The following is a 14,052-nucleotide window of genomic DNA, read 5'->3' as shown; positions in this document are numbered from 1 at the left end:
GGGCCGTGATGCCTTCCGACCGGGTGCCGGCTGTTCTCCGCGTCGCCGTGGAGGGTGACGCAGCGCCGCCGGCATTCGTCTGACGGCGACATGCGCTCGCGGCCCTGCCGGCCGCCGGGATTGCCCGCCTCGCCTCATCGTGCGCACCATGCTCACCATGCCGCCGGGTTGTCATGTGCGGCGGCGGCGCCCTTCGCGCCGCGGCGGTCATGCGCGGCACGCATGCGGGCGGCGCCGGCCGCAGCCGCATACCCGCGTGCGTCTGGAGTTTCCCTGATACGCGAGCGGCCCCATTCCCGTTACACTCCGAACACTTACCCGCAGAAGGCGGCCTCGATGTCTCACGTCCTTTCGCGTCCGCCGGCGCGTGCGACCGCTTCAGCGCGGCGGCGCGCTACCGCCCCGCCGCTCGCCCCCGGGCTCCGTTGACATGAAGCCCGCCCGCGACCTCTCGCTCGACTCCCTGCTCGACCGTCTCACGCCGACGCCCGGCGGCTGGGTCGCCACCTATCGCACCACGACGCTGCGCAGCGTGTTCCAGCCCGTGCTGTCGATCACGCACAAGCGGGTCGTCGGTTACGAGGCGCTGCTGCGCGTCGTCGACGCGAACGGCGCACTGATCTCGCCCGCCGCGCTATTCGACAAGACGCGCGCCGACGCCGACGCGCTGCTGCTCGACCGGCTCGCGCGCTGCCTGCATACGGCCAACTTCGTCGCGCAGGGCATCGGCGACGGCTGGCTGTTCCTGAACGTCACGCCGCGCGTGCTCGACTCGGGCCTCGTGCAGCGCGAATTCGTCGAGGCGCTGTGCCGGCATTTCGCGCTGCCGCCGAACCGCATCGTGCTGGAGGTCGTCGAACAGCCGTCGCGCGACGAAGCTGCGCTCGCCCGCACGATCGACATGATCCAGCATCGCGACTTCCTGATCGCGATCGACGATTTCGGCACCGGATTCTCGAACTTCGACCGCGTGTGGCGCGCGCGCCCCGACATCGTCAAGCTCGATCGCTCGCTCGTCGAACGTTCGACCGGTTCGGCCGACGATCGCCGCATCATGCATCACCTCGTGTCGATGCTGCACCAGGCCGGCGCGATGGTGCTCGCCGAGGGCGTCGAGAACGACGATTCGCTGCAGGCGCTGATGGAAGCCGACATCGATTTCGTGCAGGGTTTCCAGTTCGGCCAGCCCGACGCATCGATCGCCCATGCCAGCGCGGCAGCACCCGCGATGCTCGACGCCGCGTGGCAGCGCTTCATCGCCCGCCGGCACACGCCGGTCGTCGCCGAGCAGCCGGGCTTCGACGCGATCGAGCGGCTCGTGCTGACCGGCGCGGCCGCGTTTTCCGCGAGCGGCAACCTGCAGGACGCCGCGCATCGCGTGTTCGCGGTGCCGGCCGCCCGCCGCGTGTTCGTCACCGACGAAACCGGCGAGCAGTTCCTGCCGTCGATCGGCGCGCCCGCCGACGACGGCCAGGCCGGCGTCACCCGCCTCGCACCGCTCTTTCCGGAGACCCACAGCAACTGGTCGCGGCGCCCGTATTTCCAGCGCGCGATCGCCGCGCCCGGACGCGTCGCGCTGATGGGCCCGCATTTCTCGCTGACGGAAGGCCGCGACTGCTATACGGCCGCCGTCGCGATCCGCGCGCAGAGCCGGCTCGTCGTGTTCTGCGTCGACTTCGTACTCGACAGCGCCGGCACCGTGATGCGGTAACCGGCGCGGGTGCGAGCGCCCGGCTGCCGCACCCGTGGCTCGTCCGCCCGACCATTCGTCAGTCGATCACCTTCCCTCTTCCCGACTTCACCGCGCTGCGGCGCGACTTGTGCTCGAGCCGCCGCTCCTTCGACGCGCGCGTCGGCCGCGTGGCGACCCGTGCGCGCGGCGTGAACGCAACGCCGGCGATCAATGCATCGAGGCGCGCCAGCGCGGCCTCGCGGTTTTTCTCCTGGGTGCGGTATTCCTGCGACTTGATCACGACGATGCCGTCGCGCGTGATGCGCTGGTCGGACAGCGCGAGAAGCCGCTCCTTGATGACAGGCGGCAACGACGACGCACGGATGTCGAAGCGCAGGTGGATCGCGCTCGACACCTTGTTCACGTTCTGCCCGCCGGCGCCTTGCGCGCGCACGGCCGTCCATTCGACCTCGGCCGGATCGAGCGTATAGCGGATCATCATCGCGACGCCTCCATGCGGCGCCGTGCCAGCGCCTCGTCGACGCGTGCCGCGAGCCCCGAATCGCGCTGCGTGCGCGTCGCGACCGCCTGCGCCAGCACGCGCCGCGGCCCGATCACCTGCACGCGCGTGCGGGCACGCGTGACGGCCGTATAGACGAGTTCGCGCGTGAGCACGCGGCCGAACGATGCCGGCAGCACGAGCGCGGCTTCGTCGAATTCCGAGCCCTGCGATTTGTGGACCGTCAGCGCGAACGCGGTTTCATGCGGCGGCAGCGCGGCCGGCGACACCGCGCGCGCGGTGCCGTCCGCACGCCGGAACCACACGCGCAGCACGCCGTGCGCGTCGGGCAGCGCAATGCCGATATCGCCGTTGAACAGCCCGAGCGCGTAGTCGTTGCGCGTCACCATGATCGGCCGCCCCGTGAACCAGTGCGCGCCGACCGCCAGCGGCACGCGCGCCGCGTGGCGCACGTGCGCGGCCACGAGCGCATTGACGTGCTCCGCGCCGCGCAAGCCGCTGCGGGTCGCGCACAGGATCCGGAACCGGTTGAGCGCGTCGAACAGCGGCAGCGGATCGGGCACCGGCGCGGCCAGCGCGTCGCGCAACGCGTCGAGGTAAGCACCGAACCGCCGCGCAAGCCGCTCGAGCGTCGACGTCGCGAGCGACTCGCCCGCATCGTCATGGAACGACGCAGCCGCCGAATCGTCGGCGGGCAGCGCGTCGAGCGCGGCCTGCACGTCGCCGCTGCGGATCGCGAGCGACAGCCGCCCGATCGGCGAATCGAGACCGAAGCGGTAGTTGCGTTCGAGCCAGACGACGCAGTCGGCGAGCGGTGCCGGTGCGGGCGTGGGCGCGGCGGACGCGGCGGCGGGTTCGCCCGGCGGGTTCGACGTGACCGACGCAAGCGCCACGTCGCCGGCGTCGAACGGCGGCAGCTCGACGGCGTCGAGCCACGCCAGTTCGTCGACCTCGATCCATGCGGAGGCCTCGCCTGCGTCGCCAGTTTCACCGGTTTCGGCCGGCGGCGGCGCGACGTTGGACGACGAAACTTCGTCATCCTGCGGTTCGTCGTCGAAGAGCGATGCCTGTCGCGCATCGGCCTTCCGTCGCGACGCCGGCTTGCGTGTGGTGGCCGATGGCGGCGCCGGGGCGCGGGCCGCGGCGGAAACCGGATGCCCGGCGGGAACGGCTGCGACCACGGTCGCGGCCTCGTCCTGCACCGGCAACGCCGCGACGAATGCCGCCTCGTCGATGCCGAGCGCCTGCGCGATGCGCGTGCGCGCCGCGGCGGTAAACGCGGGTCGCGCGCTCAGCTCCGCGAATACGGCACCCGCCTCGACCGCGGCCAGTTGATCCTTGTCGCCGAGCAGCACGAGCCGCGCGCCCGGCGCGAGCGCATCGAGCAGATGCGCGGCGAGCGCGACGTCGATCATCGATGCCTCGTCGACGACGATCAGGTCGTACGGCAGCGGATTGTCGCGATGATGCCGGAAACCGGCCGCCCCGCCGCCGCCCAGCAGCCGGTGCAGCGTGTACGACGTATCGGGCAGGCGCGCCGCGAGTTCGGGCGGCAGGTCGCCGGCCCGCGCATGCAGTGCCTCCTGCATCCGCTGCGCGGCCTTGCCGGTCGGCGCGGCCAGCGCGACGCGCAGCCCCGGATGCGCATCGAGCAGACAGGCCAGCACACCGACGACGGTCGTCGTCTTGCCCGTGCCCGGGCCACCGCTGACGATCGTCACGCGGCCGGTCAGCGCGACGATCGCCGCGACGCGCTGCCAGTCGACTTCGCCGTTCGACGGCCCGAAGTAACGCGCGAGACTGTCGCGCAGCCGGTCGGGCGCGAGACCTTCGTCCGGCACGGTCGCACCGGCCTGCGCGACGAGCGCATCGGCGAGCCGCCGTTCGTAGTCGAAATAGCGCGACAGGTACAGGTGGTCGTGGCGGTCGACGATCAGCGGCCGCTCGTCGCCACGCGCGAGCGTGCCGAACGCGACCACGCCGCTCGCGGCGAGCGCCGCGCGAACCTCGTCGAGCGGTGTTTCGTAGCGTTGCGCGAGCGCGCCGAGCGCAACGCACACGTGGCCGCCTGCCGTCGCACGACTCGTCGCGAACGCGGCGCGCGCCGCCCAGCGCGCGGCCGCGGCCGGCGCGCCGGCGCGGCGAGCGAGATCGCCGATCCGCCGCGCGAAACCTTCCGCGAGCGCGATGCCGAAATCGGCGGGCTCGGGCAGCCGCGCGACGAGGCCGCCGGTGAATTCGAGCGTATCGTCCTGCGCGTTCATGCGCGGCCCCCTTCCATCACCCGGTCGAGTGCGTCGACAAGCGCGCGCGCGGGCCGCCGCGCATGCACGCCGGCCGGCTCGCCGCCGCTGCGCCAGCCGGGCCGTACACCCCGCACGAACAGGTACAGGTAGCCCGCGACATGCGTGTCGTAGTCGTAATCGGGCAACCGCCCGCGCAGGTAGCGATGCAGCGCGACCGTATAGAGCAGCGCCTGCAGGTGATATGCGTGGTCGGCCATCGCGACGTCGAGCGCGCGCGGGCCATAGGCGTCCGGCGTCGTGCCGAGATGGTTCGACTTCCAGTCGACGATCCAGAAGCGGCCGTCGTGTTCGACGATCATGTCGATGAAACCCTTGATGAAACCGGCGAGCATGCCCGCCTCCAGTGCAACGTCCGGGTAGCCGTGCGCGACCAGCAGGCGGCGTAGCGCCATCAGGTCGAGCGACGGCGCCGGGAACAGGAACCCCATTTCGTCGAGCCGCTTCGCGGGATCGAGATCGACGAGCCGCATGCCCGGCACGAGCTCGGTGTGCACGACGTCATCGACCAGTTGCACCATCATCGCCGGCAGACGTGTCGCGAGTTCGGGCCCGGCCTCGACCGGCCGGTCGTGCAGCGCACCGAGCGCGGCCTTCGGCCACGACTCGGGCTCGGTGAACCGGCTAAGCTCGAACAGGCGGTGCAGGCACTCGCCGGCCGCCGCGCCGCGCGGGAACACGAGGATGTCGTCGTCCGGCGGTTCGGGCGCAACCGTATCGGCCGACAGCCACTCGGCATCCGGCGCGACCGCGGCGAGCGCATCGTGGTCGGGCCGCAGTTCGTCATCCGGCACGGCCGCGACGCCCGCCTCCTCGCGCGCCATCGACGCGGTCAGCGAACTGAAGCTGGCCATCCGCCAGGCATCGCGCAGCACGCGCGTCGCATGGCGCGCCGCGAGCGTCTGCGACGCGTCGTGCCCGGCCGCCAGACGCTCGGGGCGCGCAGGCGCCGGCAGCGGCGCGACGCTTACGGGGCCGCCCGCGAGCGCGTGCCACGCCGTATCGAGCGCGGCTTCGTCGGGCGGCTCGTCGAGCCATGCATCGAACGACTGGCCGGCGCCGGCGACGAGCCAGTTGAGCACGCTGCGTCGCGCCTCGCGCGTCGAGCGCGACGACAGGTACGGCCCGGCGACGACGTAGCAGCGATAGACCGCACGCGTGAGCGCCACGTAGACGAGCCGCGCGCGCTCCGCGGCCTGCTCGCGCAGCGCTTGCTGCGCCGCATGCGCGGCCGCCTCGTCGTCGCACCCGTAATGCAGCACCGCGTCGCCCGCATCGTCGTGGTATTCGCGCGCATCGGGCAACGCGGACGCGGGCGGCTCGCGCAACCCGCCGTCGTTCAGGAACGGACAGAACACGATCGCGTATTCGAGGCCTTTCGACTTGTGCACGGTGACGATCTGCACGAGGTTGCGATCGGATTCGAGCCGCAACTGCGCTTCCTCGCCGCCGCCGTCGAGCCGTTGCGCGGCAAGCCAGCGCAGCGTCGGCGCGATGCCCGGCTGCGCGGACGCGCGTGCCTGCGTCAGTTCGGCCAGATGGTTGATGTCGGTCACGCGACGCTCGCCGTCCGCGCCGGCCATCAGCCGCTCGGCGATCCGCAATTCGCGCGTGAACGTGCGCCACATCACCGCGAAACCGCGTTCGCGCCACAGCAGCCGGTACCGCGAGAAGCGCTCGACCCAGCTCATCGCGTCGGCACTGTCGGCCGCGGACGCTTCGTGTGATGCATCACCGTCGCCCTGCTCCATCCGCCACAGTGCGCCGGCATCGAGGCCGAACCAGTCGGCTGCGAGCGCCGCGCGCAGCCGTCGCAGGTCGCCCGGCGCATCGATCGCCGCCAGCACGCGTTCAAGCTGCTCCGCGTCGCCGGTCGAGAACACCGAGGCCTGCGCCAGTTCCACGCTGCCGATGCCCCACGTGGCCAGCACGCGCTTCACGAGACTGCCCTGCCGGTGCGTCTGCACGAGCACTGCGATATCGCCCGGCGACAGCGGCGACTCGCCGAGCCGCACGCGCCCTACGCGCGCGCCCCGCATCAGCCGGGCAATCTCGGCGGCACAGGCCTGCGCGGCCTGTGCCTGCGCATCACGCTTGAGCAACGTGCCTTCACCGCCAGGCAACGCCCACACCCGGAAGTCGCCTGCCGGGCCCGGATCGGTTTCGTCGACGAACGGCGCGCGCACGCGCGTGCCGGCACGCACCGCGTAATAGTCGAGCCCGTCCAGCACGAACGCGCGCGGATTCGACATGAAGAAGCGGTTGCACGCATCGACGATCGCGGGCGTCGAGCGCTGGTTGACCGCGAGCGTGTAGCACGCGCTCGCCCGCGCGCGCGCCGCCAGATAGGTATGCAGATCGGCCGCGCGGAAGCTGTAGATCGCCTGCTTCGGATCGCCGACGAGGAATAGCGGGCCGCCCGGCGCGAAGATCCGGTCGAAGATCGCGAACTGCAGCGGGTCGGTATCCTGGAACTCGTCGATCAGCGCGGCCGGATAGCGCGCGCGCAGCGTCTCGGCGAGCCACGGATGCGCATGCAGCGCGTGGTACAGGTTCGCCAGCAGATCGTCGAACGACACGATGCGCCGCGTGCGCTTGCGCTCGGCCAGCTCGCCCGGCGCCATGTCGAGCCATTCGGCGATCAGCGCGAGCCAGCGCGCGCGTTGCGCGGCTTCAGCCGCCGCCACGGCCGCCTCGAGCGCGTCCGCCACGTCGAAGAACGCGTGTTCGGGCGTCGCGCCGCCTTTTTTCGTCGCCTTCACGAGCGCGGTGCGCGTGAGCTTCAGCGCGGCCTTCGGCAGCGCAGCCGTCGCGTCGCCCTGCGCGAAATGCGCGGCCCATGCGGCGAGCGCATCGGCAACTGCTTCGGGTTTGTGCGAACGCTGGTTGAGCGCGGGCTGCGCGGCGCGCAGCAACGCATCGATCGCTTCGCGCTCGGCCGCCCATATCCGCCCGGCCTCCGCGAAGCATTCGGCCGCGGCGGCCTCGGCCGATTCGTCGGGCTCGGTCACGCCGTCCCAGCGCAGCGCGGCGAGCGGCTTCTTCAGCCGGCGCGCGAGCTGCGCGTCGAGCGCGGCCGGCCCGGCGCCCGATTCGACGAGCCAGGTCGCGAAACCCGGCCAGCGTGCGGCCGCCGGTTCGACGCGCGTGCGCCAGAAATCCGCCGCGAGTTCGAAGCGCAGCGACGCATCGTCGGCCTCCATGTCGAACGCGAACGGCATCGCGGCCGCGAACGGCGCTTCCTGCAGCGCGCGCTGGCAGAACGCGTGGATCGTATGGATGGCCGCCTGGTCAAACGCGCGCAGCGCACGCCGGATCCGTTTCGCGGCCGTTTCGGGATCGAGCTCGCCACCTTCGCCGAGCGTCGTCTCGAGCAGGCGCTCGATGAACCGATCGCCGCCGTCGTCCCCCGTGTCGAGCGCATGCGCAAGCTGCGCGAGCCGGCCGCGAATCCGCTCGTGCAGCTCCGCGGTCGCCGCTTTCGTGAAGGTCACGACGAGGATTTCGTCCGCGCCGAGATCCTTTTCCAGCAGCAGGCGCACATAGAGCGCGCAGATGTTCCAGGTCTTGCCGGTGCCGGCCGATGCCTCGATCTGGTTGACGCCATCGAGCGGACACGCGAACACGTCGAGTTCGAGCGCCTGCTGCGGCTGCGACACGGCGCTCATGCAACCTCCTTCAGATGCTCGACGAGCGGATCGAACACGAGCCGCGCGAGCGTGGCGAACGGCTCGTCGAGCGACGCATGCGCGCCGCGCCATGCGATCGCGATGGCCGGATCGTCGGCTTCGCTCACGACCCGTTCGTTGATCCAGACACTCGCGGCCTTGGCCTCGCCGTCGGACACCCGCGCCCATGCGCTGCGCGGGAAAAACCGCAGCGGCATGCGCCGCCCCGCGCGAAACAGCGCGGCAAGCGGTGCGAGCTGCTCGAGCGGCGCCGCGACAGGCGTCAGCTCGAACGCGCCGCCGCTGCCGAACCACAGCGTGCGGCGCGGGCCGCCGGGCTCGATCGAGCAGTAGACGAGATGCGCAAGCCACGCGGACAGGTAGTCGCGCGCACTCGGCCTCGCATAACGGTAGATGATCTGCCCGGCCTGCGTCAGCCGGTTCAGCGTGCCGTGCAGTTCAAGCGGCGCGCTCACCGCGTCGCCCGACAGCAGCGCGTCGTGCGCGCCGAACAGCGCCTGCTCGGTATCGGGCCACGCGGGCACGACGGCGAGCGAGAACGACCGCCGCTCCATCCCGTCGGCCAGCGCACGACGCACGTTCGACGCCAGCTGCGTCATCGAGCCGAGTGCCTGGTCGCGCCACACGGCGCCTGTCGCGCCGCCCGGCAGTTCGGGGCTCGCGTCCGCGATGCGCAGCGCATGATCGTGCACGCCGCCCTCGTCCGATTCGATCAGCAGCGGCAGCACGCGCTCGGCGAGCGCATCGCTGCCGGCGAAGTCGAGCGCGAACGGTTCCGTATCGAGCAGTTCGGCCTGCGCGTCGGCAAGCACGATGCCGAGCCGGCCGCGCAGCAACGCACGCGCCGGATGGCGCCAGAAGCGTTCGAATTCGCTGAATGCGACAGGCTCGACCGGTTCGGCCGGCAGCGGCTGCGCGAAGAACGGCAATTCGCGCAGGCCGTCGCGCGACGCTTCGGCGGCGAGCAGCGACGCGAGCGTCGCCCGCTCGGCGTCATAGGAAACAAGCGCGCTGCCGGGCTGGAAATACGCGGCCGCGAACGGTTGCAGCGGATGCTCGACGATGAACGCGCGCCGCGCGGCATCGACCGCGTCCGGCGCGGCGTCGGGGCCTGCCGTGACGAGCGCGAGATGGTCGAGCAATTCGTCGACGAGTGCCGCGGGCGGCAACGGCGCGTTGTCGCGAATGCTGCGGCCCGTGTACGCGATCAGCAACCGGTCGCGTGCGGCGAGCAGCAGGTCGAGAAACAGGTTGCGCTCGTCGTCGCGGCGCTGGCGATCGCCGAGCTTCGGCAACACGGCCATCAGGTCGAATTCGTCCGCGCGCGCGAGGCTCGGCAGCACGCCATCGTCCATCCCGAGCAGGCAGACGACGCGATACGGCAGCCCGCGCAGGCTCGTCAGCGACGAGAACGTGACGCCGCCCCACGGCACCCCGCCGCGTGCCGGGTCGTCGAGCGCGGCGGCCAGCCCGGCCCGGACGACGGCCGCCGGCAGCGCTTCGTCGGGCGCCCCCTCCGTCATCGCGGCCAGCATCGCGTCGAGCGCGTCGCGCACGCCCGCGAGCGCATCCGCATACGCGGCGCCCGAATCGAAGAAACGCGCGAGCGTGTCGGCGAACAGTTCGCTCCAGCCGTGCGGCGTATGCGATTCGGCCAGCCGCCGAGCGAAGCCGTCGAGGTCGTCGGTGAAGCGTGCGAGCCGGCCGAGCAGTTCGGCCTCGCTGCCGGTGGCCGCTTCGATCGGCAGCCACGCGCCGACCGGCGCCGCGCCTTCCGGCATCGCATAACCGAGAAAGAGCCGCGCGAGCGCATCGGAGAACGTATGACGCGGCGACGGCACGGCCGCATCGTCGCTCGCGAGCGGCGACAGCCCGCGCCGCGCACCGGCGGCCGCGAGCCAGGTCTGCACCGTCTCGAGCGCCGTCGCGTCGATGCCGTAGCGTGCCGACACCGCGTCGACGCGCAGCCATTCGACCAGCTCGGGCGCACCGACCTGCCGCTCCGGCAACGCGAGCCAGTCGAGCAGCACGCGCGCGACCGGGTTCGCCTGCGAAGGCGGCAGGCCGGTGATCCGGTAAGGCACGCGTGCACCGCCGCTGCCGGCCGTGCCGAACACGGCGTCGATCAACGGCCCGGCCGCCGCGAGATCGGCGACCGCGACGAGCACGTCGGACGGCTGCAGGCTCGCGTCGGCGTCGAACCACGCGAGCAGCCGGTCGTGCAGCACCTCGAGCTGGCGCGCGAGGCTGTGGCACACGTGCACCTCGATGCCGCGCTCGGCCGGGGCATCGCCGGCTTCGGCCTCGGGCCGCAGTTCGAGGATCGCGTTCTGCACACGCGCGAGCCACGTCGGCGCGGGATTCTCGATGAAACGCGACGCGTCGCCCGACGCGGCGCTTTCAGTCAGTTCGTGCAGCATGTGCAGCTGCGCCTGGGTCTGCCTGCCCCATTCGGCGAGCAGCGGATGGCCGACCTCCTGGTAGTCGAGGCGCCCTGCCGCGTCGAGCGCCTCGGCATGCGCGGCGGTCACGATGTCGAACCAGAATTCGCGGCACGGGTTCAGCGCATAGACGCGCACGTCGATCCAGCGCGACAGCTCGCGCAGCAATGCGACGTGCAGCGGCGGCATCGTCGGCAGCGCGAACACGCTGACCGATTCCGGCCAGTGCGTGCGTGCGCGCGCGACGGTTTCGGGATCGAGATGGCGCGCCTCGACGAGGAAACGGTGCGCCGGCGGCGTGCCGCTGTCGCTCAGCTCGGCGAGCAGCGCGCGCCACAGCGCGGCCTGCCAGCGCTCGTCGTCGCGCGCGGCGTCGCTGATCCCGCGCGGCGCGCCGTCGCCCGCGAGCACGGACTCGCCGGCCTGCCACGCGGCGAGCCACTCGGGACGATAGGTCAGGTAATGGTCGAGCACGGCCGCGACGCGATGGGCAAGCTCGTAGCGCATCGCATCGTCGGACGCGGACAGATACGCGGCCAGCCGCGGCGACGCGAGCCACGGCGCACCGTCGGATGCCTGCGCGAACAGCCGGTAGCAGCGCCACACGAGGCGGTCGGGTGCGAACGGCGAACGCGCGGGCACCGTCAGCACGCGGCCGATCTGCGCCCACAGCCACTGCGCGAGATACGTGAACTCGACGTTCGCGCATACGCCGTTGCGCGCGGCGATGTCGAGCTCGAGGCGACGGCGCAGCGCCGCGCTCGGCACGATGACCTGTTGCGGCGCCCACGGGCCGTTGCGGGCCGGGAACGCGGCCAGATCCTCGAGCAGCGCGTCGGCCAGCGTTTCGTGACGGTTCGAATAGTAGAGATGGAGCATGAAGCAGGCGTCGGAACCTCGCGCGGGCAGGGCCGGGCGAACAGGATCACCAAGGATAGCAAATGGACCGCCTCCGCGAACCTCGGCCGGAAAGCCAGGTTTTGCGGACCGCGAAATACGATAGACTCGTCGCCAGTCAATACGCCGCCCCGGGCGTCTTCGTCTGCCATTCAGTCCATCGATGCGCTATTCGGTCGAAATCAGAAAGTTTTTCTACAGCCAGTACTTTTTCGGCGGCCTGCGGATCGCGGTCGGCGTTTCGCTGCCGGCCGTGCTGTGCCTGATCGTGTTTCACAACCGCGACCTCGGCTTCACGATCTCGACCGGCGCGCTCGGCGCCTGCGTCGTCGATATGCCGGGCCCGCTCAAGTACAAGCACAACGAAATGCTCGCGTGCAGCGTGATCGGCTTTCTGGCCGCGCTCGCGACCGGCCTTGCCACACCGAACATCTTCGTGCTGTGGCTCACCATCGTGCCGCTCACCTTCGTGCTGTCGCTGATCGTCGTCTACGGCAACCGCTGGCCGCAGATCAGCTTCGCGACGCTGTTCATGATGGTGATGACGCTCGAGGAGAAGTTCACGCCGCTGCAGGCGTTCATCAACGCCGGCTGGATTCTCGCGGGCGGCCTCTGGTACACGTACTGGGCCACGCTCGTGTCGCGATGGCAGGCGCGCCGGATCGAGCAGCAGGCGCTGGCCGAGAGCCTGTTCGCCTGCGCCGACTACCTGCTCGCGCGCGCGCAGTTCTACGACCTCGATGCCGATCTCGACGAGTGCTACCGCAATCTCGTCGCCAAGCAGATCACGGCGGTCGAAACCCAGGAAACCGCGCGCGACATCGTGCTGCGCAACCTGCCGAAGCTGCGCCGCGGCAAGCTCGATCCCGGCCGCACGACGATGTACAACCTGTTCATCAACAGCGTCGACCTGCACGAGCTGTTCGTCGGCGCGCACACCGATTACCCGCTGGTGCGCAACACGTTCGGCGGCTCGGACCTGATCATCTTCTATCGCGACCTGATCGGCAAGGCGGCCGCCGATCTCGAGGAGATCGGCCTCGCGGTGCTCGAAAACCGCGCCCCGCATTCGCGGATCAGCGTGAAGGCCGAGCTGCGTGCGATCGAGTACGAGATCGAGCTGATGCGCAAGAAGAACTTCCCGGCCACCAACGCGGAGGCGTATGCGGCCGTGCTCGCCACGTTCCGGCGCATCTGGAGCGCGACGCGCCTGATCGACCGGATGCGCCGCAACCTGTCGGGCCACGCCGATCCGCAGCAAACCGAACTGAAGATCGACAAGGCGCTCACGCGCTTCCTGCAGCGCCGCCGGATGTCGCCGCTCCTGATCTTCTCGAACCTGAACATGCGTTCCCCGAGCTTCCGCCACGCGCTGCGCGTGACGATCGCGGTGGCGGTCGGGTTCTGGCTCGGCCGGCTGCTGCCGCTCACGAACGCGTACTGGATCGTGATGACGACCATCATCATCCTGAAACCCGGCTACTCGCTCACCAAGCAGCGCAACGCGCAGCGGATCATCGGCACGCTGATCGGCTGCGCAGCGAGCATCGCGCTGATCTATACGGTGAAGGAGCCGCACCTGCTGATCGCGATCATGTTCGGGTCGATGGTGATGAGCTACAGCCTGCTGCTGTTCAACTACGCGGCGAGCGTTGTGTTCACGTCGTCGTACGTGCTCCTGATGTTCCACCTGCTCGCGCCGGGCAGCATGCGGATCATCGGCGAGCGTGCGATCGACACCGTGGTCGGCTGCATGATCGCGATCGCCGCGAGCCGGCTGTTCCCGTACTGGGAATACCGGCTGATGGGCAAGCAGGTGGCCGACATGCTCACCGCGACCCGCAAGTATTTCGAGGCCGTGTGGCGGGCCGGGCGCGGCGTGTCGCCGCCGCCCGTGCCGGCCGCCGACGGCGCGGCCGTCGTGCCGGTGGTCGCCGCGGCCATCGAGGCGCCGGCCACGACCCTCGACGACGACTACCGCTACCGCCTCGCGCGCAAGGACGTGCACATCGCGTTCGCGAATCTCGGGCAGGCGTTCCAGCGGATGATGATCGAACCGAAGGCGCACCAGCGCTTCGTGCCGGAACTGAACGACCTGCTCGTGCAGACCCACGTGCTCGGCGCGCAGATCACGGCCGCCGCGCCGCTGATCCGCACGGCCTGCGCAGCCGACGGCAACATCCTTCACGACGATGCGCTGCACCGCGGCCTCGCCGCCGTGCTCGACAATCTCGAGAAGGCCGAGGCCGGCGAGCCGCCGCCCGCCGATCAGCTCGACGCGTCGAAGCAGATCACGCGCGACCTCGACGCGATGGTCGTGTCCGCGGAGAAATCCGATGCGGTGGGTGCCGAGCTCACGCACGACCTGAAGGTACTCGCACATCAGTGCAAGCAGATGCTCGCGTCGTCGCTGCTGATCCGCAAGGATGCGAGCGTGATCCGCCTGCCCGCCTGACCGCGGCTTTACCCCGCCGGTGGCCGGCCCGCGCATGCCGCGGATCGGCCACCGGCGCTCCCCGATTCAGCGATC

Annotated in this window: 6 protein-coding genes; 2 read left to right on the top strand and 4 right to left on the bottom strand. The window is 70.8% G+C overall.

Translation table 11 applies throughout. The features are described 5' to 3' along the window. Positions 1-430: 430 nt before the first annotated feature. Positions 431-1,711, top strand: a complete 1,281-nt coding sequence (locus tag ABIC51_RS31945) for a sensor domain-containing phosphodiesterase (RefSeq protein ID WP_027787944.1) — start codon at positions 431-433, stop codon at positions 1,709-1,711. 58 nt (positions 1,712-1,769) lie between these two features. Here ABIC51_RS31945 and arfB read toward each other — a convergent pair whose 3' ends face one another. From arfB to recC, 4 genes are read right to left on the bottom strand one after another with little or no spacing between them, the layout of a single operon-like run. Continuing rightward, on the bottom strand, positions 1,770-2,174 hold the full coding sequence (gene arfB / locus ABIC51_RS31940) for an alternative ribosome rescue aminoacyl-tRNA hydrolase ArfB (protein WP_021162067.1): 405 nt from the start codon (positions 2,172-2,174) through the stop codon (positions 1,770-1,772). After that, positions 2,171-4,456 (bottom strand): AAA family ATPase, encoded by a 2,286-nt coding sequence (locus tag ABIC51_RS31935; RefSeq protein WP_175897794.1) that lies wholly within the window; start codon positions 4,454-4,456, stop codon positions 2,171-2,173. Before ABIC51_RS31935 ends, arfB begins: the two co-directional genes overlap by 4 nt. Beyond that, positions 4,453-8,163 (bottom strand): exodeoxyribonuclease V subunit beta, encoded by a 3,711-nt coding sequence (gene recB / locus ABIC51_RS31930; protein WP_175897795.1) that lies wholly within the window; start codon positions 8,161-8,163, stop codon positions 4,453-4,455. The genes ABIC51_RS31935 and recB overlap by 4 nt, the downstream gene beginning before the upstream one ends. Then, a complete protein-coding gene (gene recC, locus ABIC51_RS31925) occupies positions 8,160-11,504 on the bottom strand; it encodes an exodeoxyribonuclease V subunit gamma (protein WP_175897796.1) in 3,345 nt (1,114 codons plus the stop codon). The genes recB and recC overlap by 4 nt, the downstream gene beginning before the upstream one ends. A gap of 181 nt (positions 11,505-11,685) precedes the next feature. Here recC and ABIC51_RS31920 point away from each other — a divergent pair, with 181 nt between their 5' ends. Further along, the gene (locus tag ABIC51_RS31920) at positions 11,686-13,977 is read left to right on the top strand and encodes an FUSC family protein (protein ID WP_175897797.1); all 2,292 of its coding nucleotides are present in this window, start codon (positions 11,686-11,688) and stop codon (positions 13,975-13,977) included. Positions 13,978-14,052 lie beyond the last annotated feature (75 nt).

Source organism: Burkholderia sp. 572 (assembly GCF_040545135.1).
Taxonomy (GTDB): domain Bacteria; phylum Pseudomonadota; class Gammaproteobacteria; order Burkholderiales; family Burkholderiaceae; genus Burkholderia; species Burkholderia cepacia.
This window is presented reverse-complemented; position numbering and strand designations above follow the sequence as displayed.

Bases quoted from the DNA above. Each gene is read 5' to 3' on its own strand.
- ABIC51_RS31945 (WP_027787944.1), top strand. From the start codon at position 431: ATGAAGCCCGCCCGCGACCTCTCGCTCGACTCCCTGCTCGACCGTCTC.
- arfB (WP_021162067.1), bottom strand. From the start codon at position 2,174: ATGATGATCCGCTATACGCTCGATCCGGCCGAGGTCGAATGGACGGCC.
- ABIC51_RS31935 (WP_175897794.1), bottom strand. From the start codon at position 4,456: ATGAACGCGCAGGACGATACGCTCGAATTCACCGGCGGCCTCGTCGCG.
- recB (WP_175897795.1), bottom strand. From the start codon at position 8,163: ATGAGCGCCGTGTCGCAGCCGCAGCAGGCGCTCGAACTCGACGTGTTC.
- recC (WP_175897796.1), bottom strand. From the start codon at position 11,504: ATGCTCCATCTCTACTATTCGAACCGTCACGAAACGCTGGCCGACGCG.
- ABIC51_RS31920 (WP_175897797.1), top strand. From the start codon at position 11,686: ATGCGCTATTCGGTCGAAATCAGAAAGTTTTTCTACAGCCAGTACTTT.